Raw genomic sequence first — 24,569 nt, 5'->3', positions numbered from 1 at the left:
CCGGTGGAGCTACTTGATCCACTCCGACCAGTCCATGTTCCAGCCGTTGAGGCCGTTGTCCGGCTGGATCACCTTGTCCTTGGAGTTCTTCACGACGACCACGTCGCCGATCAGGGAGTTGTCGAAGAGCCAGGCCGCGGGCGTCTTGCTGTCCCAGGCGCCCCGTACGTCCCGCAGACCGACGCAGCCGTGGCTGGTGTTGGTCGAGCCGAAGATGCTCGACGCGCCCCAGTAGTTGCCGTGGATGAAGGTGCCCGACGTGGACAGGCGCATCGCGTGCGGCACGTCCTTGATGTCGTACTCGCCGCCGAACCCGACGGTGTCACCGTTCATCCGGGTCACCTTGAGCTTCTCGCTGATGACCATCTGGCCGTTGTACGTGGTCGTGGCAGGGGCACCCGCGGAAATGGGGATGTCCTTGATCTGCTTGCCGTCACGGACCACCTTCATCCGGTGGGAGCTCGCGTCGACCGTGGAGACCTGGCTCCGGCCGATGGTGAACTTCACCGTCTTGGCCTGCTTGCCGTAGACCCCCGGCCTTCCCTCGACGCCGTCGAGGTCGAGGCGCAGGGTCACCTTCGTGCCGGCCGCCCAGTAGTTCTCGGGGCGGAAGTCGAGGCGGTCGTTGCCGAACCAGTGGGGCTCGACGCGCACGGCGGGCTCCGCCGTCACGCTGATCGCCTTCTCGACGGCCGCCGGGTCGGTGATGCCCCGGGTGAAGTGGATCGACACCGGCATGCCCACGCCGACGGTCGAGCCGTCCTCCGGCGTGTACTGGCCGATGAAGGTGTTCTTCGGGACCAGCGTCGTGAAGCTGGTGTCCTTGGCCGACTGGCGGCCCTTGTCGTCCTTGGCGACCGCGTGCACCGTGTACTTGGTCGCGGCGGCCAGGTGCCGGTCGGGCACCCAGCTCAGGCCGTCCTTCGCTATCTTGCCCTCGACCTCTTTGCCCTTGGTGTCGGCGACCTTCACCGTGCTCAGCTTGCCCTCGGCCGCCGAGACCTTCAGTGCGCCGCTGGTCGCCACGTCGTCGGCGCCGTCCTTGGGGGCGATGGTCACGACCGCCTGTGAGGCACTGGTGTCACCGGCCCCCGCGCCCCCGGCCTTGCCGTCCTTCTCGGCGGCGGACCCGCTGCCGCCGCACGCGGTCACCAGCAACAGCAGCGCTCCCAGTGCCAGTGCGGAGAGTCCGCGGGCTCCGCGCCCGCGCCGTCCCCCGCCCGCGCCGGCCCCTGCCCCGGATATCGGCTGCCCGTTCATTGTGGTCGTCTCCCCTCGCACGGCCTGGCCCCGCCATGGCCCGCACCCCCGCGCGCTGTACATGCACGCTGGGCGCAAGATAATCACACCGCGCGTGGGGAGAACTCCTCCGGAATGTCACTGTTCCGTCCCAAGTCCCGCCGGCCCCCGGCGGGCGGCCCCGGAGGGGGCGCCTCCGGGGCCTGCCCAGGTCGGGCGGGGGTCAGCGCAGGGCGGATCCCGCCTTCCACTGCGGCCAGCCGAGGTTCCAGCCGCCGAGGCCGTTGTCCGGAGCGACGGTCCTGTCGGTGGAGTTGACCACCTCGACCACATCGCCCACGAGCGTCCGCTCGAAGAACCAGCCGGCCGGGGTGTCCGAGCTTCCTCCCTTCACGTCACGCAGGCCGATGCAGCCGTGGCTGGTGTTCTCTGAGCCGAAGATGTCCGGGGACTCCCAGTAGTTGCCGTGCAGGAAGGTGCCCGACTTCGTCAGCCGGATCGCGTGGGGCACGTCCTTGATGTCGTACTCGCCGCCGAACCCGACGGTACTGCCGTCCATGCGGGTCACGTCGTGCAGCTCGGACACCACCATCTTCCCGTTGTACGTGGTCGTCCTCGCGGCGCCCGCGGTGATCGGCACCGTGCTGACGAGCTCGCCGTCGCGGCGTACCTCCATCGTGTGGGCCCGGGCGTCCACCACGGACGTCTGGGAGCGGCCCACCCGGAAGGTCACCTTCTTCCGCTGGCTGCCGTACACCCCGGGCGCGCCCTCCACGTCGCGCAGGCCCACGTCGACGGTGACCTCGGTGCCGGGCTTCCAGTACGTGGCGGGCCTGAAGTCGAGCCGGTCCTTGCCGAACCAGTGGCCGACCACCTCGACCTTCGGTTCCGTGGTGATTCTGATGGCCTTCTCCACCGCGGCACGACGGGTGACGGGCCGGTTGAAGCCGAAGGAGACGATCATCCCGGTGCCCACGGTGGACCGGTTCTCCGGCTTGAAGTAGCCGATGAAGCGGTCCTTGGGGACCAGGGTGGTGAAGGTGGTGCTGCGTGCCGAGCGGTGGCCGTCACCGTCGACGGCGACGGCCTCCACGCTATACTTCCCGGCCAGCCCGAGCCGGTACCCGTCGTCCCGTGGGACCCACGAACGGCCGTCCTCCGCGATGCGGCCCGGCACCTCCTGGTGTTCCGCGTCCTCCATCCGGGTCACCTTCACCCGCTCGAGCCGCCCGTCCGGGACGGTCACCTCCAGCCGGCTGTCCGCGCCGACGTCCTCGGCGCCGTCCTCGGGGACGACACGGATGGCGTCCCCGGGTGAGCGGTTGTCGAAGAACGACGACGCCCCGGTGCAGCCCGTCAGTACGGCCGGCACGGTGAACAGTCCTGCCCATGTCAGCACGGCGGCCGAACCCGCCCGTGCTCTCTTCGCTACGTGGTTCACGCTCCCCCAACGACGGGGCGGCCCCGGGGAAACGTGAGTGCGGGCCGCCCGGTGGGCAGAACAAGGGGGAGGACACCGCCAGGGAGGCCGCGGCCGGGACGCCGCGCACTCCTTCTGCCGGGTGGCCGCTCCTACGAGCCGCAGGAGGCTGAGAGGTGTCGAGCACAGCCGAGCAGGAGGAGACACCCCGTACGACGGGGAGGGTGGCGGAGGCCGGACAGGCTTCCGGGAGCGTCGCGGACGGACCACCCGTATGGCCGGGTGCCCCGATGCCGCTGGGGGCCCGGTACCGGGTCGGGCCGGACGGTGTGGCGGGTACCAACTTCGCCCTGTGGGCGGGCGGGGCCGAGGCCGTGGAACTCTGCCTCTTCGACGACCGGGGCGCCGAGACCCGGCTCCCGCTGACCGAGCTGACCCACGAGATCTGGCACGGATTCGTCCCCGGCGTAGGTGCGGGACATCGCTACGGCTACCGCGTGCACGGGCGCTGGGACCCCTGGACCGGCGCCCGGTGGAACGCGGCGAAGCTGCTCCTCGACCCGTACGCCCGCGCGGTGGACGGGTCGTTCACCCTTCCGCCCGAGGTGTACGGCCATGTGAGGGACTGGCCCGAGCAGCACGTCGCCGACACCGTGCGCGACGACCGGGACTCCGCGCCGTACGTCCCCAAGGCGGTCGTCGTGCACGACGACGACGACTGGGCGGAGGACCGCAGGCCCAAGACGCCGTGGGCGGACACGGTCATCTACGAGCTGCACGTGCGCGGCTTCACCAAGCTCCACCCGGACATCCCGCCCGAGCTGCGCGGCACCTACGCCGGACTCGGCCACCCCGCCGCCGTCGGCCACCTCCGCCGACTCGGGGTGACCGCCGTGGAACTGCTCCCCGTCCACCAGTTCGCCCACGAGGACCACCTGCTGCGGCGCGGGCTCCACAACTACTGGGGCTACAACTCGATCGGCTACTTCGCCCCGCACGCGGACTACGCGGCGAGCGGCACGGCGGGTCAGCAGGTCGGCGAGTTCAAGCAGATGGTGCGCGCCCTGCACGACGCCGGGATCGAGGTGATCCTCGACGTGGTCTACAACCACACGGCGGAGGCCGGCGAACTCGGCCCGATGCTGTCCCTGCGCGGCATCGACAACCGCGGCTACTACCGCCTCCAGCCGGACGCCCGCCGGTACGCGGACTACACCGGCTGCGGAAACACCCTGCACGTGGTGCAGCCGCAGGTCCTCCGGCTGATCACCGACTCGCTCCGCTACTGGGTGACGGAGATGGGCGTCGACGGCTTCCGCTTCGACCTGGCGGCGGCGCTCGCCCGCTCGATGCACGACGTGGACATGCTCTCCCCCTTCCTCGCGGTGATCGCCCAGGACCCCGTGCTGCGCCGGGTCAAACTGATCGCGGAGCCGTGGGACGTGGGCAACGGCGGCTACCAGGTGGGCGCGTTCCCATCGCTGTGGACCGAATGGAACGACCGCTACCGGGACGCCGTGCGCGACTTCTGGCGCGGTGCGCTGCCCGACGTACGCGACATCGGCTACCGGCTCACCGGGTCGAGCGACCTGTACGCCTGGGGTGGCAGGCGCCCGTACGCCTCGGTCAACTTCGTCACCGCGCACGACGGTTTCACCCTGCGCGACCTGGTCAGCTACGAGCACAAGCACAACGAGGCCAACGGGGAGGGCAACCGCGACGGCACGAACGACAACCGCGCCTGGAACGGCGGCGCGGAGGGCGAGACGGACGACCCCGGCATCAACGCCCTGCGCCGCCGGCAACTGCGCAACCTCCTGACCACGCTGCTCCTGTCGACGGGGGTGCCGATGCTGGTGGCGGGCGACGAGATGGGCCGTACGCAGGGCGGCAACAACAACGCCTACTGCCAGGACAACGAGGTCAGCTGGCTGGACTGGTCGCTCCTGGACGATCCGCGGTGGCGCGCGCTGACCGAGCTGACCGCCCGGGTGCTCCGTCTGCGCCACCGTCATCCGGTACTGCGCCGCCGTGCCTTCTTCGCGGGGACACCGCAGGCCCCTGACGGTCTCCGCGATCTCGCGTGGTTCACGCCGCAGGGTGCCGAGATGACGGAGGGCGACTGGTACGCGCCCGCCGCGACGCTCGCCCTCTACCTCTCCGGGCGCGACATCCCGGGCAGGGACGCCCGGGGCGGGCAGATCACCGACGACAGCTTCCTGGCGGTCCTGCACGCGGACCACCGGCCCTGCGACTTCCGGCTCCCCGGCCCGCCCTGGGCCCAGGACTACGAGCTGGTGCTGGACACCTCGCTCGAGGACCAGTCCGCCGCCCCCGGCACCGTGCACCGGGGCGGCACGGTGCTCACCGTGCCCGGCAGGTCCGTGCTGCTGCTGCGGGTGGCGGGGTGAGGTGGGTCAGCCGAGGATGCCGCGCTCGTAGGCGACGGCGACGGCCGCCGCCCGGTCCTTGGCACCCAGCTTGGCGAAGACGTGCGTGAGGTGCGTCTTCACGGTCGCCTCGCTGATGAACAGCTCGGCGGCGATCTCCCGGTTCGACGTCCCCCGCGCGACGAGCCCGAGTACCTCGCGCTCGCGCGCGGAGAGCGACTCGTGACCGGGTGCGGCGGGGGTGCGCACCCGCGAGACGAGCCGCGAGGCGACGGCCGGTGACAGGACCGTACGGCCGTCGGCGGCGGCGCGCACGGCGGTGAAGAGCTCGTCGCGGGGCGCGTCCTTGAGCAGACAGCCGGTCGCGCCCGCCTCGATGGCGGGCAGGGTGTCGGAGTCGGTGTCGTACGTGGTGAGGACGAGCACCCGGGACCTGACGCCGAGCCGGGCCAGCTCGGCGATGGCGGCCACACCTCCGCCTCCCGGCATCCTCAGGTCCATCAGCACGACGTCGGGGTCCAGTCGTGTGGTCAGCTCGACGGCGGCCACTCCGTCGGCCGCCTCGCCGAGTACCTCGAAGCCGTCGGCGGAGGCGAACATGCCGCGCAGACCGTCCCGTACGACGGGGTGGTCGTCGACGACGAGCAGGGTGATGACGCGCGCGGTTCCCGGGGTCTCGGTCATGTCCCCCCAGACTACGACGCGTTCAGGTGCGCCGGACCAGCGGCACCCGGGCGGAGACGGCCGTGCCCAGTCCGGGTTCGGTCTCGATCTCGACGGTGCCCGCGATCCGCTCGGCGCGGGCCTTCATCCCTCCGAGACCGAAGCCGCCCGTCCCGCTGCGCAGGGCCGGCAGGCCGGGGTCGAAGCCGCAGCCGTCGTCGCGTACGTCCAGCGTGACCTCGTCCCCCATGTAGGAGAGGGTGACGCCCGCCCGGGCCGCCCCGGAATGCCGGGCGGCGTTGGAGAGCGCCTCCTCGGCGATGCGTAGCAGCGTCGCCCCGACCTCGTCGTGGAGCGGCTCGACGGTCCCGGTCACGGTGAACTCCGCTCGCACTCCGGTGCGTTCGGCCCATGAGGTGACGGTCTTCTTCAGTGCTCCGGACAGTTCGTCGTCCTCCAGCGCGGCGGGCACCAGGTTGTGGACCGAGCGGCGTGCCTCACCGAGACTGTGCCGGGCGAGCCCCGCCGCGCGGTCGAGGTGCTCACGGGCCAGGGCGGGGTCGGCGACGGAGGCGACGGCCTGGAGCTGGGCGATGATCCCGGTCAGGCCCTGCGCGAGGGTGTCGTGGATCTCCGCGGCGAGCCGGCGCCGCTCGTCGGCGACCCCGGCCTCCCGCGCCTGGAGCAGGAGCTGGGCGTGCAGGGTCGCGTTCTCGGCGAGGGCCTGTTCCAGCCGGGTGTTGGTGCGTTCCAGCTCGGAGATGGCCGCCTTCTGGCGCCGGGCCTTCTCCTCCTCGCGGGCACCGATGTTGCCGAAGAGGATGGCGAGGCCGGAGTGCAGAGCGAAGAGCGCGCCGAAGGCCACCCAGTTCATGAGGGAGGTCGGCGGCAGTCCGCTGCCGGACTGCGCGCCGGCCATCGTGACGGCGGTGCACATCAGCCCGAGACGCAGGAAGCGCCGCGGCAGGAGTGCGGTGGCGTCGAAGTAGCCGACGACGGCGTAGATGGAGAAGAAGGGGTTGCACCACACCAGCGAGAAGCCCAGTACGGTCCGCAGCACGTAGTAGACCTGGGCGGCCCGTTCGGGCGAGGGCAGCTGCCGGGTCCTGCCCCACCAGGCCTGGAGGACGACCGCCGCCGAGACCAGGGCGGCCGCCGCGTACACGTCCGTCCCGGACATTCCGATGAGCTCGGAGGACAGGGCCGCCATCAGGACGGCGATGCCCAGGAGGGTGAAGGGTCCGTGCCGGTGGAACCACTCCGCCATCGTGGAGTCGCCGTTCGTCCGTCCCCGCGCCGCCTCGTCCGGCATCCGGTCTCCCCCTCGCGTCGCCGCTCCCCGGCTCACTCCCAGCGGAAGAGCCGCGTCGACAAGGTACCCAGCGCCGCGGTCCACACCAGCATGACCGCCAGGTGCGCGAGGCCCGGCCAGTCCCCCGAGGCCGCCTGGTCGAGTGCCTGGGAGGCGGCGCCGAACGGGGTGAACTCGACGATCGCGCGCAGCAGGTCCGGCATGGTCTGGACGGGCAGCCAGACCCCGGCGGTGAACATCATCACGAGGTACGCCACCGAGCCGACGGCCGCGGCGGCCTTCGTCGTCCGCGACAGCGCGCAGATCGTGGCGCCGAGGGCGAGGGCGCAGGCGACGGCCAGGAGGAGCGCCAGCAGGTAGCCGGCCGCCTGTCCCGGCAGCGGCACTCCGAAGGCGGCCCTCCCGACGGCGATGACGAGCACCGCCGAGCCGAGCGACGCCACGCCGTGCAGCACGATCTGGGCGGCGAGCAGGGCCGAGGGGCGTACCGGTGTGGCCGACATGCGCCGCAGGATGCCGCGTTCGCGGTAGCCGGTGAGGACCGGCGGCATGGCCTGGAGACCGGCCATGATCATGGCGAGCAGCACGGCCACCGGTACGTACAGGTCGATGACGCTGCGACCGCCGAGGGTCTCGTCGGCCTCCCGGAAGGACGGGATCAGACCGAGGATCGTCATCAGGGCGGTCGGGAAGGCCAGGATCCAGAACAGGCTGCCGGGTTCGCGCAGGAAGAGCCGGGTCTCCGTCCTGAGGACGGCGGCGAGCGGGGCGGGGCGGGACCCCGCGGTCGGGGTGACGGTCGTCGTCATGGTCATGAGGCCTGTTCCGTGAGATCGAGGAAGACGTCGTCCAGGCCGGCCTCGACGACGCGCAGCTGACGGGCGGTGATGTGGTGGCGGGCCAGCAGGGTGATCACGGCGTTGGCCGTGTCGTCCGTGCCGTGGATGACCACCCGGCCGCCCGGGTCGGTCACGTCGACGGAGACGGCACCCGGCAGCGCCTCCAGCTCGGCGTACGCGATCGGCCGCGAGGGGGTGAAGGAGATGGCCGTCGATCCCGACGCCCCGCCGATCAGCCCCCCTGGGGTGTCGAGCGCGACCACGCGGCCCTTGTCGATCACCGCGATCCTGTCGCAGAGCCGCTGGGCCTCCTCCATGTAGTGCGTGACCAGCAGCACGGTGACCCCGCTGTCCCGGATCTCCTCGATCAGCCGCCAGGTGTCCCTGCGGGCCCGGGGGTCGAGGCCGGTGGTGAGCTCGTCCAGCACGACCACCCGGGGGTTCCCGATGAGGGCGAGCGCGATGAACAGGCGCTGCTTCTGCCCACCGGACAGCTTGGCGAAGCGGCGGTCGAGATGGCCGTCGAGACCGAGCCGTTCGGCGAGCGCGCCGCGGTCGGCGGGGCGCGGGTAGAAGGCGCTGTACATCTCCAGCGCCTCCCCCACGGTCAGCTTGGGCTGGAGTTCGCTCTCCTGGAGCTGGGCGCCCAGCAGCTGGGTCACCTCGTGCCGGTCGACGGCCGGGTCGAGTCCGGCGACCCGGACGCCGCCCGCGTCGGGGACCCGCAGTCCTTCGACGCATTCGACCGTCGTGGTCTTGCCGGCCCCGTTGGGACCGAGGATCCCGAAGATCTCCCCCTCCTCGACGGTGAAGCTCACCCCGTCGACCGCGGGGCGGCCGCCGTAGGCCTTGTGGACCCCGTTCACTTCGATGATTGCCATGCCCGTAAGGATTCCGCCGGGCGGCCGGCGCCGGTATCCACCGTCACGCTCGGACCGGCATCAGCCGATCGGTTGACGGGGCACTACGACCCACGCGCGTGACCGGAAAATCACGTGATCGATGTCAGTGGTGAACCATAAGCTCGGTCCTGATGCCCGAAAAACCTGCAGAGCCCACGGACCGGTCCGCCGTGCGCTCCCTCCTGCGACTGTGGCCCTACGTCAGACCCGTGCGTGTGCGCTGGATCAGCGCAGCCCTCGTGGCGGTCCTCGCGTCCTGTCTCGCCCTGGTGATCCCCCTGGTCCTCAAGTGGATGGTGGACGGACCCGTCGCGGACCGTGATCCGGGCGGGGTCTGGCTGGGGGCGCTCTACCTGCTGCTGCTGGGCGTCGCCGAGGCAGGGCTCTTCGGGCTCCGCCGGTGGCTCGTGGCCCGGCCGCTGGCCGGCGTCGAGGCGGCGATGCGCGCCGACCTCTACCGTCATCTGCAACGGCTGCCGGTGGCGTTCCACGACCGGTGGCCCTCGGGCCAGCTGCTGTCGCGCGGGACCACCGACCTGATGCTGCTGCGGATGTTCCTGGCCTTCCCGCTGACGTTCCTGCTGGTCAACGGCACGACGATCCTGGTCGGTTTCGTCATCCTGTTCGCCCAGGAGTGGTCGCTGGGACTGGTGCTGCTGGCACCCGCCGTGCCGCTGATGATCCTGTGCTCGCTCTTCGAGACGAAGTACTCACTGGTCGCGCGCAGGGCACAGGACCAGGTCGGCGACCTCACGACCGTCGTCGAGGAGAGCGTGCTGGGCATCCGTGTGGTCAAGGGGTTCGGCCGCAACCGCAGCCAGGCGCTGGCCTTCCGCGCACTCGCGCGGCGGCTGCGGACCACCGAGCTGGGCAAGGCCCGGCTGCTGGCGGGGATCTGGGCGCTCATCACCGTCATCCCGGAGCTGGCGATCGGTGTCGCGCTGGTGCTCGGCACCGTCCAGGTCGCGGACGGCGGCCTGTCGGCGGGCACGCTCGTGGCGTTCCTGTCGACGGCCCTGGCACTGCGATGGCCGGTCGAGTCGATCGGTTTCCTGCTGGCGATGAGCCAGGAGTCGGCGACGGCGGCCGACCGCTACTTCGAGGTCATGGACGTCGCGGAGGAGCCCGGGACCGGGACGCCGGAGGGGGCGGCCGGAGGAGGTGCGCGGGGCATCGTCTTCGAAGGGGTGGAGTTCCGCTACCCCGACGCCGAGCCCGGCTCGCCTCCCGTCCTCGGCCGCATCGACCTGCGGATCCGGCCCGGTGAGACGATGGCCCTGGTGGGCGCCACCGGTTGCGGGAAGACGACACTGACCGCACTGGTCCCCCGGCTGCACGAGGTCACCGGCGGCCGGATCCTCCTGGACGGCGAGGACATCGCCGCCATGGAACGGACCCGGCTGCGCGAGCTGGTGTCCGTCGCCTTCGAGGAACCCACCCTCTTCTCGGCGACGGTCGGGGAGAACGTGCTGATGGGCGCGGAGACCGCGGGCGAACACGAGCTGCGCCGAGCGCTGTCGGTCGCGCAGGCCGACTTCGTGCACGAGCTTCCGCAGGGCGTCGGCACGCAGGTGGGCGAGCAGGGACTGAGCCTCTCCGGCGGCCAGCGGCAGCGCCTCGCCCTGGCCCGCGCCGTCGTCGGCGCACCGCGCTTCCTGGTGCTCGACGACCCGCTCTCCGCCCTGGACGTGCACACGGAGGCACTGGTGGAGGCGGCGCTGCGGCGCGTCCTGGAGGAGACCACGGCCCTGGTCGTCGCCCACCGCCCGTCGACGGTGATGCTGGCGGACCGTGTGGCACTGCTGTCCGGAGGCCGTATCAGCGCCGTGGGGACCCATCAGGAACTCCTGCGCACCGACGCCGAGTACGCCTGGCTGATGTCGGGGGCCCGGGAGACCGGTGTGCCCGTCCCCGAGGAGGGCAGCACCCGATGACCAGTACGACTGCCGACGGACCCGCCCTCGCGGACGAGGATCTGCCCGGGTCGCCCGGCCGGGCTGCGCCGGACGGCGACGCGTTCGACTCGGACGCCCTGCCCGCTCCCCCGGGCGCCACCCGGGCGCTGCTGACGTCCCTGCTCGCACCGATGCGGGCCAGGGTCGCCGTGGTCTCGCTCCTGCTGGTCCTCCAGCAGGCCGCCGTGCAGGCGGGGCCCCTGCTCGTCGCCTACGCCATCGACAGCGGTGTACCCGCGTTCCGGGACCACGACTACGGTCCGCTGATCGCGGTGGGCGCCGGCTACGCGGTGTGCTCGGCCGGTGCGGGGCTGCTCCAGTACGCCTTCATCCGGGCGGCCGCCCGGATCAACCAGGACGTCCTGCTCGACCTGCGCGGGCGGATCTTCCGTCACGCACAGGCCTTGAGCGTCGACTTCCACGAGCGCTACACCTCGGGCCGGCTGATCTCCCGCTCGACCACCGACGTGGAGTCCCTGCGCGAGCTGCTGAGCGAGGGGCTGCAGGAGCTCATCGGGGTGGTTCTGTCGTTCGTGTCCATCTCCCTGATGCTGCTCTGGCTCGACCTCGGCATCGGTGCCATCGCCGTGGCCTCCTTCCTTCCCCTGTACCTGCTGGTGCGGGCCTACCGGCGCCGGGCCGCCAAGGCGTACGCGGCACGCTCCACGGCGATCGCCTCGGTCATCGTGAAGTTCGCGGAGACGATGAACGGGATCCGCCCGGTACAGGCCTTCCGCAGGGAGAGCGCCAACGACGCCGACTTCGCGGTGTTCAACCGCCGGCACGAACGGAGGAACGGCGACGCGCTGCTCGAAATGGCCCGCTACGTCGTCGGCTCCCGGCTCGTCGCCAACACGGCGGTCGCCGCGATGGTGCTGTGGGGCGCCCACCGGGTGGCGTCGGGGACACTGGCGCTCGGCGTGCTGGCGGCGGCGGTGCTGTACCTGCGACGGCTGTACGACCCGATCGACCGGCTCGCGATGTTCCTCAACTCCTACCAGTCGGCCGCCGCTTCACTGGAGAAGATCGCGGGCCTGCTCGCGCAGACGCCGACGGTGCCCGAGCCCCAGGACCCGACGCGGCTGCCCACCCGCGCCGGTGAGCACCCGGGGCGGGAGGTCACGTTCGACGGCGTGCGGTTCGCCTACCGCACGGGGGGTGAGGTCCTGCCGCGCTTCGGCCTGACGATCCCGGCGGGCCAGACGGTCGCCGTGGTCGGCTCGACGGGTGCGGGCAAGTCGACGCTGGCCAAGCTGCTGGCACGCTTCTACGACCCGACGGAGGGGCGGGTCCTGCTGGACGGCACGGATCTGCGCGACCTGGCGACGGACGAGCTGCGCCGGGGCGTGGTGATGGTGACCCAGGAGGCCTTCCTGTTCTCCGGGACGATCGCCGAGAACATCGCGATCGGCCGTCCGGAGGCCACACCCGAGGAGATCGAGCACGCGGCCAAGGCCATCGGGGCGCACGACTTCATCAGCGCCCTGCCCGACGGGTACGACACCGACGTCCGTAAGCGGGGCGGCCGGATCTCCGCGGGCCAGCGCCAACTGGTCGCTTTCGCAAGGGCTTTGCTCGCCGACCCCGCCGTGCTGATCCTCGACGAGGCCACGAGCTCGCTGGACGTGCCCGGCGAGCGGGCGGTGCAGCGGGCGATGGACACCGTGCTGCGCGGGCGAACCGCGGTGGTGATCGCACACCGTCTGTCGACGGTGGAGATCGCGGACCGGGTACTGGTGATGGAGCACGGCCGGATCGTGGAGGACGGCTCACCGGCCGAACTCATCGGCGGCACGGGACGTTTCGCGGGACTGCACCGCGCGTGGCGGGAGAGTCTGGCCTAGGGGCCGCCCGGGGACGACGCGGTCGCCCCGCCCGACGCCGCGCGGGGCGACCGCGTCATCCCTGCCGGCACCGGCGCGCCCTCGCGGCGCCGGGCAGCACCCGCGCCGTCCGGCTTCCCGGGCGCCCGGCGACCAGGAAGTCAGGCCCCCGCCCGCCACCAGGCCTCCGTTCCGCCCGGCACCCTGTCCGCCCGAGGGTGCGCGACTCCTCCGCGCCGGGGCGGCGCCACGAGGAGAACCTCCGCACCACCGCGTCGGCGGGCCCTCCCCGTCGGTGCTGCAGGACGCCCGGACCGCCGGACGGGCCCCCGAGTACCCGGCGAGTTCTTCGACGTGCCCGTCCGGCGGCCGGTGCGCCGGCGCAGCCCCACGGCTCCGTGGTGCGCGCCGAGGCCCGGTCCCCGACGGGCCGGCTGCCCGGGACGGCGAGGAACTGGCCACAGTCGCACACCGTCTCAGCACGTGGTCATCACGCGCCTTCCGCTTCCTCTTTCGAACGTCGCGTATTCGAACGGAATCTCAACTCACCCTGGGCCGCAAGGCCTCAGGGCCCCTCGGTCCGTCGGCTACGCCATCCGGATGACACACGGCGAAACGTCCGGTTAACGAACACGGCACTTCTGGCAACGGACGACTTCCGGCCAATGTGTTGACGCGGTCCTGACACGCACACGCTTCGACTGGCACTCTTCCCCCGTTCCGCGCACCGCCTGCTCTGCCCGGCCGCACACCCAGTCGGCCGTCGCCCCCCTCGCAGAAGGAGTCCGCGTGAGACCCACGCCCAGCCGTCGCGCCACCGCGACCGGCGCTCTGATAGCCGCAACCGCCCTCCTCGCCGTCGGAATGCAGGGCGGTGCCGCAACGGCCGCCCCCGAAAGCGCCACAGCGGCCCCCGCCGCCGCGGTGAAGGGCGCCGATCCCGGCGCGCTCCCCGCGAAGCTCTCCCCCGCCCAGCGTGCCGAACTGCTCCGGGAGGCCAACTCCACCAAGGCGGCCACCGCCGACGAGCTCGGGCTCGGTGCCACGGAGAAGCTCGTGGTCCGTGATGTCGTCAAGGACGTCGACGGCACCACCCACACCCGCTACGAGCGCACCCTCGGCGGACTCCCCGTCCTCGGCGGCGACCTGGTGGTGTCCGAGTCGGAGTCCGGGAGGACCGCGGGCGTCACCAAGGCGTCCAGGGCGACCGGCGCGCAGCTGAAGGCGGTCGGAACCGTCGCGGACGTGACTCCGGCCACCGCCGAGAAGCAGGCGCTCACCGCGGCCCGGGCCGAGGGCTCGAAGAGCACGGAGGCGAGCAGGGCACCGCGGAAGGTCGTCTGGGCGGCGAGCGGGACACCGCAGCTCGCGTACGAGACCGTGGTCGGGGGCCTCCAGCACGACGGCACCCCGAACGAGCTGCACGTCATCACGGACGCCTCCTCGGGCGCCGCGCTCTACGAGTGGCAGGCCATCGAGAACGGCACCGGCAACACCCAGTACAACGGCCAGGTGACGCTCGGGACCTCCGGTTCGTCGGGCTCGTACAACCTCACCGACACCGCGCGCGGCAGCCACAAGACGTACAACCTCAACCGCGGCACGTCCGGCACCGGGACCCTCTTCTCCGGAGCGGACGACGTCTGGGGCAACGGCAGCGCCTCGAACCTCGAGACCGCCGCCGCCGACGCCCACTACGGCGCCGCGGAGACCTGGGACTTCTTCAAGAACGTGATGGGCCGCAGCGGCATCAGGGGCGACGGCGTCGGCGCGTACTCGCGTGTCCACTACGGCAACAACTACGTCAACGCCTTCTGGTCCGACAGCTGCTTCTGCATGACCTACGGGGACGGCAGCGGCAACCTCAAGCCGCTCACCTCTCTGGACGTCGCGGCCCACGAGATGACGCACGGCGTCACCTCCAACACCGCCGGCCTCGTCTACAGCGGTGAGTCCGGCGGCCTCAACGAGGCCACCTCGGACATCTTCGCCGCCGGCGTGGAGTTCTACTCGAACACCGCACAGGACCCGGGCGACTACCTCGTCGGCGAGAAGATCGACATCAACGGCAACGGCACACCGCTGCGCTACATGGACAAGCCGAGCAAGGACGGCGCGTCGAAGGACTACTGGTACTCGGGCATCGGCTCGGTCGACGTCCACTACTCCTCGGGCCCGGCGAACCACTTCTTCTACCTGCTCTCCGAGGGCAGCGGGGCCAAGACCGTCAACGGGGTGTCCTACAACTCCGCGACGTCCGACGGCCTTCCGGTGACCGGTATCGGCCGGGACAAGGCCCTGCTGATCTGGTTCAAGGCGCTCACCACGAAGTTCACCTCCACCACGAACTACGCGGCGGCCCGCACCGGCACCCTGGCCGTGGCCGGTGAGCTGTACGGCACCACGAGCGCCGAGTACGCGGCGGTGGCCCACGCGTGGGCCGGTATCGCCGTGGGCTCCCGTCCCGGCGGCGGCGACCCCGACCCGGGTGGCAAGGTCTTCCAGAACACGACCGCCAAGGCCCTCGCCGACCGCAGCACCACCAACCTCCCGGTCGTCGTCAGCGGCGTCACCGGCAACGCCCCCAGCGACCTCTCGGTGGCGGTCAACATCACCCACACCTACCGCGGTGACCTGGTCCTCGACCTGGTCGCCCCGGACGGGACGGCGTACCGCCTGAAGAACTCCTCGTCGAGCGACTCCGCGGACAACGTGGTGGCGACCTACACGGTCAACGCCTCCTCCGAGGTGGCCAACGGCACGTGGAACCTCCGGGTCCAGGACGCCTACTCGGGCGACACCGGCACCTTCAACAGCGTCAAGCTCACCTTCTGACGCCCGCGGGGGGACGCCGAGCAGGCGGCCCCCCGTCACGCGTACGGTCAGTCGGGCGGCTCCGGGAGCACCATCCCCGGGGCCGCCCCGCGCGTCACCCGGAGGAACCCGCGCCCCGGCCCGGGATGTTCTGCTCGGCCCAGACGATCTTGCCGCCGGCCGTACGGCACGAACCCCACCTCCGGCACAACAGGTTGATGAGCTGGAGTCCCCTGCCGCCCTCGTCGCTGACGTCGGCGTGCTGGATCTGCGGCAGGTCGGGTCCGGTGTCGGCCAGCTCCACCTGGAGCCGCTCGTCGCACAGCAGCCGTAGCCGGCCGGGGCCGCCGCCGTAGCGCAGGGCGTTGCCCACCAGTTCGCTGACCACCAGCTCCGTCACGTCGGCGAGTTCGGCCAGGTCCCACCGCGCGAGCTGCTCCGTGACCAGCTTGCGCGCGGTGGAGGCGGGGTTGCCCTCCGTGGGCAGGTCCCACTCCCGCAGCCGCACGTCGCCAGGGAGCTCGTGGCCCCCCGCGACCAGCATCACCGCCTCGTCGAACCGGCCGTCGTCATGCCTCGGCGAGGTGAGCGGACCCCCCGCGTCGAGCCGCTCGGGGGACATCGCGGCCACGGAGGTCCGCAGCCCTTCCAGCTGTACGTCCACGTCGTCGGTGCGCGTCTTGATCAGGCCGTCGGTGTAGAGCACGAGCCGCCCGCCGGCCGGGCCGCGCAGCCTCAGCGGGTCGTACGGGATGACCCCGGCGCCGAGCGGCGCCCCTACCGGCACGTCGAGGTAGCGGGCGGTCCCGCCCGCTTCCACCATCAGCGGCGGCGGATGACCCGCGCTCGCGATCGTGTAGGTGGAGTCCGCCGGGTCGTAGACCGCGCACAGACACGTGGCGACCTGGTCGTCCTCCAGGTCGCGGGTGGCCAGGTCGAGCCGGGCGAGGAGCCGGTCCGGAGCGATGTCCAGCATCATGAGCGTACGGGCGACGGTCCTCAGCCGGCCCATCGTGGCGGCGGCGGGCAGGCCGTGGCCGGTGACGTCGCCGACGACGAGCGCGGTGCGCCCGCTGGGCAGCGCCACCACGTCGTACCAGTCGCCGCCCACCCCGTGGGCGTCGACGGCCGGCGCGTAGTGGGCGTGCACCCGCAGTCCGGGGGTGTGCGGGGTGGCACGCGGGAGCAGGGAGCGCTGGAGCGAGACGACGTGCTCGCGCTCCCGCCCGTAGAGCCGGGCGTTGTCTATGAACACGGCCGCCATGGAGGCGAGCTGGGCCGCCAGGTCCAGGTCGGCCCGGTTGAAGGGCGGGCTGCCGCCCGCCCGTACGAAGTCGGCGGAGCCCAGCAGGACACCGCGGGCGGTCAGCGGCACGGCCATATAGCTGTGGACTCCCTGACGGCGCATCGCCTCGGCGGCGCTCGGCGTCGGCGCGACGCGGTCGTAGTCCTCCGGGGTCATCCGGCTGACCAGCACGGGGCGGCCGTTGCGCAGGCACTCGGTGGTCAGGAGGGTCTCGCGGCGCTCCCGGCGGTCGACCACCTCGCCCACCGGCGACGGCTCGAGTTCGTCCAGCGCGTCGACGGCCCGCACGGCCATCGCCCGGGTGACGGGCACCGCCGCGCCGGTGACGCGCTCACCCTCCTCGCCGCGCAGCACGGACTCCAGCAGATCGACGGCGGCCGCGTCGGCCAGTCGCGGGACGCTGAACGCGGCCAGTTCCCTGGCCGTCCGCTCCAGGTCGAGCGTCGTACCGATCCGGGTGCTCGCCTCGTTGAGCCAGCGCATCCGGGCCGCGGTGGTGAAGCGGTCCCCCTTCGGCGGGCCCGCGGTTTCCGGCCTGCGGACGTGCAACTGCCGGGAGGTGCCGTTCTGTGCGGCGAGCCGACGGGTCAGGCGTCTCGCTCGGCCTCCGCCGCCGTTCACCGTGCTGACCTCCACTCGCGCCCCCGGGGAACGCCTCGTTGTCACACCGGTGGCTGCGGGCCACCTCGGCAGGGCTGTCATGTTAGCGAGGTATCGGCGGAAAACACCCCTGTCGGTTCTCCTCGGCGGCCGACGGGTACGGCGGTGGCCCGGTGCCGCACGCGGCGCCCGGTCCCGCCCGGACGGCCCGGTGCCCCGCACGGCCCTTCCGGGTGTGCGGCGGCGGTACCGGGCGGCCGGCTTCACACCCTCCTGACGTGCGCCTTGCCCGGCCCGGACGCAGTGGACACCGGCTTGGCGAACCTGACGAAACCCTTTAACCGGCGCTGTTGAAGCTGAGGGCGCGGCCGAAGAACCTGGACATCAGGATCCGGTGCGGTGTGTTCGTGGGTTAGGCGAGCGCGGCGACGGAGGAGCCGGGCGGCCCCCGCGGGCGGCCGTTCGTGCCGCTGAGGGAGACAGGGCCGGGACCACCGGCCCGGGCCCTGTCCGGCCCACCACCACCAGCGACTTCGAGGGGGACCAGTGAGGGATGCCGATGTGATCGTCGTGGGCGCCGGGCCCACCGGGACGGCCTTGGCGGCCGAACTGCGGCTCGCCGGGGCGGGCGTGGTCGTGCTGGAGCGGCTCACACGGCGGACCGGCGAATCGCGCGGGCTGGGATTCACGACCCGGACGATGGAGATATTCGACCAGCGGGGTCTGCTGCCCCGTTTCGGTGACATCGAGACGAGTACCACCGGCCACTTCGGTGGTCTCCCGGTCGACTTCACGGTGCTCGACGGTGCCGGGCAGGCAGCCAGGGCGGTGCCGCAGTCCGTGACCGAGGACTGCCTGGAGGACTGGGCCGTCGGGCTGGGCGCGGACATCCGGCGCGGGCACGACGTGCTCGCCGTGCGTGAGGACGGCACCGGCGTCGAGGTGGACGTGCGCGGCCCCGGGGGGACGGTGACGTTGGGTGCCCGGTGGCTGGTCGGGTGCGACGGCGGCCGCAGCGCCGTCCGCAAGGCGGCCGGTTTCGACTTCCCCGGGACCGCCGCGAGCATCGAGATGTTCCTCGCCGACATCCGAGGGGTCGAGCTGGCACCCCGGATGACCGGGGAGAACCTGCCCGGCGGCATGGTGATGGTGGGCCCGCTGCCCGGCGGGATCACCAGGATCATCGTGTGTGAGCGGGGCACCCCGCCGCGCCGCAGGGAGGTCCCTCCGGAGTTCGGGGAGATCGCGGCGGCGTGGGAGCGGCTGACCGGAGAGTCGATCGCGCACGCCGAACCGGTGTGGGTGAGCGCGTTCGGTGACGCCACCCGCCAGGTCACCGAGTACCGGCGCGGCCGGGTGCTGCTGGCCGGTGACGCCGCGCACATCCACCTGCCGGCCGGCGGCCAGGGCATGAACACCGGTATCCAGGACGCGGTGAACCTGGGCTGGAAGCTGGGCTCGGTGGCGGCCGGCCGGGCGCCGGAGAGCCTGCTCGACACCTACCACGACGAGCGGCATCCGGTCGGCCGGCGACTGCTGATGAACACGCGTGCCCAGGGGCTCCTGATGCTGGGCGGGCCCGAGGTGCAGCCGCTGCGCGACGTGTTCCGCGAGCTGATCGGTTTCGAGGAGGTCGCACGGCATCTGGCCGCGATGGTGAGCGGCCAGGAGATCCGTTACGACGTGGGCCACGGCAGCCACCCGCTGCTGGGGCGGCGCATGCCGCATCTGGAGCTCGTCGGCGCCGGCCACAAGACGTCCAGCACCGAGCTGCTGCGCGCGGGGCGAGGGCTGCTGCTGGACCTGGCCGACAACCCGCGGCTGCGCCGGCGGGCCGCGGCCTGGGCGAGCCGTGTGGACATCGTCACCGCCGAACCGCACGGCGTCCCCCCTGCCTCGGCGCTCGGCGGTACGACGGCCGTGCTGGTCCGCCCGGACGGACACGTGGCCTGGGCGGCGCCGGGCAGCCACCACGACCTGCCGACGGCACTCGAACGCTGGTTCGGCCCCAACTGAGGCCGCGCCCCCTGCACGGGCGGCCGCCCCGTCGAGGGCGTGCCGTACGCACCCTTGAGCCCCGGTACGCGCACGCCGCGTACACCGACGGAGAGATGAGAGGCGTCATGAAGCACAGCAACCTGATCGTTGCCCGGATGGACGAGCGGTCGAGCACCGAAGTGGCGGAACTCTTCAAGGAGTTCGACCGGTCCGAGATGCCGCACCGCATGGGCACGCTGCGCCGCCGGCTGTTCATGTTCAAGGGTCTGTACTTCCACCTCCAGGACTTCGCCTCCGACGACGGCGGTGAGCGGATCCAGGACTCGAGGAACGACCCCCGGTTCGTGCAGATCAGCCACGACCTGAAGCCGTTCATCGAGCCGTACGACCCGGAGACCTGGCGCACCCCGGCCGACGCGATGGCCACGCGCTTCTACGACTGGTCGGCCGGCGAGTGACCCCGTACCACTCCGGATCGAAGGGAGGGCGGCACCAGTGGAACGCCGGGTGGTGATCACGGGCATCGGAGTGACCGCTCCGGGGGGTGCGGGTGCGGACGGCTTCTGGAACCTGCTGAGCGAGGGGCGGACGGCGACCCGGGGGATCACCCTGTTCGACCCGTCCCCGTTCCGCTCCAGGGTCGCGGCCGAGGTCGACTTCGACCCCCAGGCGCACGGGCTGACGCCCCGGGAGGCCCGGCGCATGGACCGGGCCGCCCAGTTCGGCGTAGTCACGGCACGGGAGGCGTTCGCGGACAGCGGGCTCGACGCCGCCGCCCTCGACCCGTACCGGACGGGGGTGAGCCTCGGGACCGCGATCGGCGCGGTGAGCGGGCTGGACACCGAGTACCGGGTGGCCAGCGACGACGGCCGGCTGGAGCTGGTCGACCACCGGTACGCGACCCCGCATCTGTACGACCTGTTCGTGCCCGGTTCCTTCGCGACGGAGGTGGCCTGGGCGGTGGGCGCGGAAGGGCCCGCGACGGTGGTGTCCACCGGCTGCACGGCCGGCATCGACGCGGTGGGTCACGCGGCGGAGGTGATCCGCGACGGCGGTGCCGACGTCATGGTCACCGGTGCCGTGGACGCGCCGATCACGCCGATCACGATGGCCGCCTTCGACGCGATCCGGGCCACGACGTCCCTCAACGACGAGGCGGACACCGCTTCCAGGCCGTTCGACGCGTCCCGCAAGGGCTTCGTCCTCGGCGAGGGGGCCGCGGTGTTCGTCCTGGAGGAACTCGGATACGCCCGCCGCAGGGGGGCGCGGGTGTACGCGGAGATCGCCGGGTACGCCTCACGCGGCAACGCCTTCCACATGACGGGGCTGCGCGCGGACGGAACGGAACTCGCCGACGCGATCCGGGCGGTGCTGGACGAGGCCCGCCTCGACGCGTCGGCGGTGGACTACGTCAACGCGCACGGCTCCGGCACCAGGCAGAACGACCGGCATGAGACGACCGCGCTCAAGTCGGCACTGGGGCAGCACGCGTACCGCGTCCCGGTCAGCTCCATCAAGTCCATGGTCGGGCATTCCCTCGGGGCGATCGGTTCCATCGAGATCGCCGCCTGCGCCCTGGCCATGAAGCACCATGTCGTGCCCCCGACCGCGAACCTGCACACCCCGGATCCCGAGTGCGATCTCGACTTTGTCCCGCTGACGGCCCGCGCGCACCGCACCGATGCCGTGCTCACCCTAGGCAGCGGCTTCGGCGGCTTCCAGAGCGCGATGGTGCTCGCCCGTCCCGACAGGAGCCCCGTATGACGGTCCCGGCCGGCGGCTACCGAGCCCGCACGTTGATCACCGGCATGGGACTGGCCACCCCGCACGGCCTGGGCGTGGACGAGTTCTGGGCCGCGACGAGGATCGGCAAGAACGCCATCGGCCCGCTCACCCGGTTCGACGCCTCTGGTTACCCGGCGCGGCTGGCCGGGGAGATCCACGGCTTCGCGGCCGCGGACCACCTGCCGGGCAGGCTGGTCGCGCAGACCGACCGGATGACGCAACTGGCGCTGGTGGCCGCGGACCGCGCGTTACAGGACGCGGGAGTGACGCCGGCGGACCTGCCCGACTACGCGATGGGGGTGGTGACCGCGGCCGGTTCGGGCGGCTTCGAGTTCGGCGAGCGGGAGTTGCGCAAGCTCTGGAGCCTGGGCGCCAACCACGTCAGCGCCTACCAGTCGTCCGCGTGGTTCCCCACCGCCACCACCGGCCAGATCGCGATCCGCAGCGGGAGCCGGGGGCCGAACGGAGTGGTCATCGGCGATCAGGCGGGCGGCCTGGACGCCCTCGGGCAGGCCCGGCGGCAGATCCGCCGGGGCACCGGGCTGATGGCCGCCGGCGGTTTCGAGGCGTCACTGACCCCCCTGGGATGGGCGGCCCGGCTCTCGACCGGGCTGATGTCCACCGGTGACGATCCGGACCGCGCCTACCTGCCGTTCGACCCGGACGGCAGGGGGTACGTGCCCGGCGAGGGCGGCGCCCTGCTGGTCCTGGAGGACGAACGGAACGCCCTGGCCCGTGGCGCGAGCACCGTCCACGCCGAGCTGGCCGGTTACGGCGCGACGCTGGACCCGAGGCCGGGCAGCGGACGCGAGCCCGGCCTGCGCCGGGCGATCGAGCTGGCGCTGGCGGACGCCGGCACCGCGGCGGCCGAGGTGGACGTGGTCTTCGCCGACGCGGCGGGGACCCCCGAGCTCGACGCCGCGGAGATCCGGGCCGTCGTCGGCGTGTTCGGACCGCGCGCGGTACCGGTCACCGCGCCCAAGACCATGATCGGCCGTCTGCTCGCGGGCGGCGCCCCGGTGGATGTGGTGACAGCCGTACTCGCCATCCGCGAGGGCCTCATCCCGCCCACCGTCAACGTGGAGCCGAGCGCGGCCTGTGAGCTGGACCTGGTCGTCGGCCGGCCACGGACCGCCTCGGTGCGCACCGCGCTGGTGCTGGCCCGCGGGCACGGCGGTTTCAACTCCGCGGTGGTGCTGCGGGCCGTCGACTGACCCGGCCCCCGCCCCCCAAGAACCGCGCCCGCGGCCGTCTGTCCCCCGGACGGCCGCGGGCGCTCGCGTTCCCCGTGCCCCGTCCGGGCGCACGGCAGCCGATGAAGGGATCGACCTTGTCGAAGCAGGAGTTCACCATCGAGGACCTCAAGCGCATCCTCCTGGAAGGGGCCGGCGCGGACGAGGGCGTCGACCTCAACGGCGACATCCTCGACACCGACTTCGAGGAGCTCGGCTACGAGTCGCTGGCGCTGCTGGAGACCGGCGGCCGGATCGAGCGCGAGTACGGGATCGCCCTCGACGACGACGTGTTCACCGACAACCACACGCCGCGCGCGCTCATCGAGGCCATCAACGCGAGCCTCCGGGCCCTCGTAGAGGCCTGAGTCACACCTCCCGGGGCTCCCGGGTGTTCCGGGATTCCCCGTACGTGTCCGGCAGGGCCGCCGCACCCCACGTGGCGGCCCCGCCGAGCCGTATCAGCCATCGCCTTCGTTGGGAGAACAGAAACATGCCGGATCAGGACAAGCTCGTCGCCGTCGTCACCGGAGCCACCAGCGGCATCGGGCTGGCGGTCGCGCGTCTGCTCGCCACCGGAAACCACCGGGTGTTCATCGGCGCGCGCAGCGGGGACGACGTCGCCGCGACCGTCAAGCAGCTCGTGGACGAGGGCCTGGACGTGGACGGCGGTGTGGTGGACGTCCGCAGCGACGCCGGAGTGACCGCGTGGATCCAGGCCGCCGTGGACCGCTTCGGGACCATCGACGTCGTCGTCAACAACGCCGGCCGGTCCGGTGGCGGTGTCACCGCGGACATCGACGCGGAACTGTGGCACGACGTCATCGACACCAACCTCAACTCGGTCTTCCGCGTCACCAAGGAGGCGCTGAACACCGGTGGCCTGCGGACCAAGAGCCGCGGCCGGATCATCAACATCGCCTCGACCGCCGGCAAGCAGGGTGTGGTGCTGGGTGCCCCGTACTCCGCTTCCAAGCACGGGGTCGTCGGCTTCACCAAGGCCCTCGGCAACGAGCTGGCGCCGACCGGTATCACCGTGAACGCCGTGTGCCCGGGATACGTCGAGACCCCCATGGCCCAGCGGGTGCGGCAGGGGTACGCCACCGCCTACGACGCCACCGAGGAGGCGATCCTCGAGAAGTTCCAGGCGAAGATCCCGCTCGGCCGCTACTCCACGCCGGAGGAGGTGGCCGGACTCGTCGGCTACCTGGCCTCCGACAGCGCGGCCTCGATCACCTCGCAGGCCCTCAACGTCTGTGGCGGCCTCGGCAACTTCTGAGCCGGACCGACCACGACGCGAACCCGACCGACCGACCGAGGAGTCACGAACATGCCGCAGCCCAGCCTGCGTGAAGTGGAGCACGAGATCACGGTCTCCGCTCCGGCAGCCGCCGTCTACCGTCTGATCGCCGAGGTGCGCAACTGGCCCCGGATATTCCCGCCGACCATCTACGTCGACCACGTCGAGGAGAACGGCGACGAGGAGCGCATCCGGATCTGGGCCACCGCGAACGGGGAGGCCAAGAACTGGACCTCGCGCCGCACCCTCGACCCGGAGGGCCTGCGGATCACCTTCCGCCAGGAGGTCCCCGCGCCTCCGGTCGCGGCCATGGGCGGCACCTGGGTCATCGAGGCGCTCGGCGAGTCCGAGTCCCGGGTCCGTCTGCTGCACGACTACCGGGCCGTCGACGACGACCCGGGCCACCTGGAGTGGATCGACCAGGCCGTCGACCGCAACTCCCGCTCCGAGCTGGCCGCCCTGAAGGCCAACGTGGAGAGGGCGCACGCCGAGGACGGCCTGACGTTCTCGTTCGAGGACACCGTGCGCGTCGACGGTTCCGCGAAGGACGTCTACGACTTCGTCGACGAGGCCGACCGCTGGCACGAGCGGCTCCCGCACGTCGCCACGGTGAGGCTGCGCGAGGACACCCCGGGCCTGCAGGAACTGGAGATGGACACGCGGGCCAAGGACGGCTCGACCCACACCACCAAGTCGTACCGGGTGACCTTCCCGCACCACCGGATCGCCTACAAGCAGACCACCCTGCCGGCGCTGATGACCCTCCACACCGGCTACTGGACGTTCACCGAGGACGGCCAGGGGGTGCTGGCGTCCTCCCAGCACACGGTCACCGTGAACACCGGCAACATCGCCCGTGTGCTCGGCCCCGACGCCACCGTCGAGGACGCCAAGGCGTACGTGCGTACGGCCCTGTCCACCAACAGCACGGCCACGCTGAACCACGCGAAGCGGTTCGCCGAGGACCGTGCGGCCGGCCGGCAGGGCTGAG

Annotated in this window: 18 protein-coding genes; 11 read left to right on the top strand and 7 right to left on the bottom strand. The window is 72.0% G+C overall.

Annotation, left to right across the window (positions count from 1 at the left end):
• Positions 1–9 precede the first annotated feature (9 nt).
• Together ACHFIV_RS05705 and ACHFIV_RS05700 are read right to left on the bottom strand one after the other, a co-directional pair.
• Positions 10–1,260 carry a L,D-transpeptidase gene (locus tag ACHFIV_RS05705; RefSeq protein WP_398964337.1) on the bottom strand — a complete coding sequence of 417 codons (1,251 nt, stop codon included), beginning with the start codon at positions 1,258–1,260 and terminating at the stop codon, positions 10–12.
• A 202-nt stretch (positions 1,261–1,462) separates the two neighbouring features.
• Positions 1,463–2,680, bottom strand: a complete 1,218-nt coding sequence (locus ACHFIV_RS05700) for a L,D-transpeptidase (protein WP_398964335.1) — start codon at positions 2,678–2,680, stop codon at positions 1,463–1,465.
• 155 nt (positions 2,681–2,835) lie between these two features.
• Here ACHFIV_RS05700 and glgX point away from each other — a divergent pair, with 155 nt between their 5' ends.
• Positions 2,836–5,070, top strand: a complete 2,235-nt coding sequence (gene glgX, locus ACHFIV_RS05695; RefSeq protein ID WP_398964333.1) for a glycogen debranching protein GlgX — start codon at positions 2,836–2,838, stop codon at positions 5,068–5,070.
• A gap of 6 nt (positions 5,071–5,076) precedes the next feature.
• Here glgX and ACHFIV_RS05690 read toward each other — a convergent pair whose 3' ends face one another.
• From ACHFIV_RS05690 to ACHFIV_RS05675, 4 genes are read right to left on the bottom strand one after another with little or no spacing between them, the layout of a single operon-like run.
• The gene (locus tag ACHFIV_RS05690) at positions 5,077–5,733 is read right to left on the bottom strand and encodes a response regulator (RefSeq protein WP_398964331.1); all 657 of its coding nucleotides are present in this window, start codon (positions 5,731–5,733) and stop codon (positions 5,077–5,079) included.
• A 22-nt stretch (positions 5,734–5,755) separates the two neighbouring features.
• A complete protein-coding gene (locus tag ACHFIV_RS05685; RefSeq protein WP_398964330.1) occupies positions 5,756–7,024 on the bottom strand; it encodes a sensor histidine kinase in 1,269 nt (422 codons plus the stop codon).
• Positions 7,025–7,056: 32 nt separating this feature from the next.
• Positions 7,057–7,833 (bottom strand): ABC transporter permease, encoded by a 777-nt coding sequence (locus tag ACHFIV_RS05680; RefSeq protein WP_398964481.1) that lies wholly within the window; start codon positions 7,831–7,833, stop codon positions 7,057–7,059.
• Between the two features lie 2 nt (positions 7,834–7,835).
• Positions 7,836–8,744: an ABC transporter ATP-binding protein gene (locus ACHFIV_RS05675; protein WP_398964328.1), complete on the bottom strand. Its 909-nt coding sequence runs from the start codon at positions 8,742–8,744 to the stop codon at positions 7,836–7,838.
• 152 nt (positions 8,745–8,896) lie between these two features.
• Here ACHFIV_RS05675 and ACHFIV_RS05670 point away from each other — a divergent pair, with 152 nt between their 5' ends.
• From ACHFIV_RS05670 to ACHFIV_RS05660, 3 genes are all read left to right on the top strand, one after another.
• Positions 8,897–10,699 carry an ABC transporter ATP-binding protein gene (locus tag ACHFIV_RS05670; protein ID WP_398964326.1) on the top strand — a complete coding sequence of 601 codons (1,803 nt, stop codon included), beginning with the start codon at positions 8,897–8,899 and terminating at the stop codon, positions 10,697–10,699.
• Positions 10,696–12,564 carry an ABC transporter ATP-binding protein gene (locus ACHFIV_RS05665; protein ID WP_398964325.1) on the top strand — a complete coding sequence of 623 codons (1,869 nt, stop codon included), beginning with the start codon at positions 10,696–10,698 and terminating at the stop codon, positions 12,562–12,564. The genes ACHFIV_RS05670 and ACHFIV_RS05665 overlap by 4 nt, the downstream gene beginning before the upstream one ends.
• Before the next feature lie 768 nt (positions 12,565–13,332).
• Complete coding sequence (locus ACHFIV_RS05660; RefSeq protein ID WP_398964323.1) at positions 13,333–15,378, top strand: M4 family metallopeptidase; 2,046 nt, start codon at positions 13,333–13,335, stop codon at positions 15,376–15,378.
• Positions 15,379–15,472: 94 nt separating this feature from the next.
• On the opposite strand, the gene ACHFIV_RS05655 is transcribed toward ACHFIV_RS05660, so the two are convergent.
• Complete coding sequence (locus tag ACHFIV_RS05655; protein WP_398964322.1) at positions 15,473–17,299, bottom strand: ATP-binding SpoIIE family protein phosphatase; 1,827 nt, start codon at positions 17,297–17,299, stop codon at positions 15,473–15,475.
• A gap of 510 nt (positions 17,300–17,809) precedes the next feature.
• Here ACHFIV_RS05655 and ACHFIV_RS05650 point away from each other — a divergent pair.
• The 7 genes from ACHFIV_RS05650 to ACHFIV_RS05620 all read left to right on the top strand — a co-directional run bounded on the left by ACHFIV_RS05650 (position 17,810) and on the right by ACHFIV_RS05620 (position 24,568).
• Positions 17,810–19,279 carry an FAD-dependent monooxygenase gene (locus ACHFIV_RS05650; protein ID WP_398964321.1) on the top strand — a complete coding sequence of 490 codons (1,470 nt, stop codon included), beginning with the start codon at positions 17,810–17,812 and terminating at the stop codon, positions 19,277–19,279.
• Positions 19,280–19,386: 107 nt separating this feature from the next.
• On the top strand, positions 19,387–19,719 hold the full coding sequence (locus tag ACHFIV_RS05645; protein ID WP_398964320.1) for a TcmI family type II polyketide cyclase: 333 nt from the start codon (positions 19,387–19,389) through the stop codon (positions 19,717–19,719).
• Between the two features lie 37 nt (positions 19,720–19,756).
• A complete protein-coding gene (locus ACHFIV_RS05640; RefSeq protein WP_398964318.1) occupies positions 19,757–21,025 on the top strand; it encodes a beta-ketoacyl-[acyl-carrier-protein] synthase family protein in 1,269 nt (422 codons plus the stop codon).
• Positions 21,022–22,260, top strand: coding sequence for a ketosynthase chain-length factor (locus ACHFIV_RS05635; RefSeq protein WP_398964316.1), 1,239 nt, complete (start codon positions 21,022–21,024; stop codon positions 22,258–22,260). Before ACHFIV_RS05640 ends, ACHFIV_RS05635 begins: the two co-directional genes overlap by 4 nt.
• Before the next feature lie 101 nt (positions 22,261–22,361).
• Positions 22,362–22,646 (top strand): acyl carrier protein, encoded by a 285-nt coding sequence (locus tag ACHFIV_RS05630; RefSeq protein WP_398964314.1) that lies wholly within the window; start codon positions 22,362–22,364, stop codon positions 22,644–22,646.
• Positions 22,647–22,771: 125 nt separating this feature from the next.
• Positions 22,772–23,557, top strand: coding sequence for an SDR family NAD(P)-dependent oxidoreductase (locus ACHFIV_RS05625; protein ID WP_398964313.1), 786 nt, complete (start codon positions 22,772–22,774; stop codon positions 23,555–23,557).
• Between the two features lie 51 nt (positions 23,558–23,608).
• The gene (locus tag ACHFIV_RS05620) at positions 23,609–24,568 is read left to right on the top strand and encodes an aromatase/cyclase (protein ID WP_398964311.1); all 960 of its coding nucleotides are present in this window, start codon (positions 23,609–23,611) and stop codon (positions 24,566–24,568) included.
• Position 24,569 lies beyond the last annotated feature (1 nt).

This window comes from Streptomyces sp. ALB3, assembly GCF_044385685.1.
Taxonomy (GTDB): domain Bacteria; phylum Actinomycetota; class Actinomycetes; order Streptomycetales; family Streptomycetaceae; genus Streptomyces.
The sequence above is the reverse complement of the archived record's forward strand: the minus strand, read 5'-3'. Positions and strand labels throughout refer to the sequence as shown.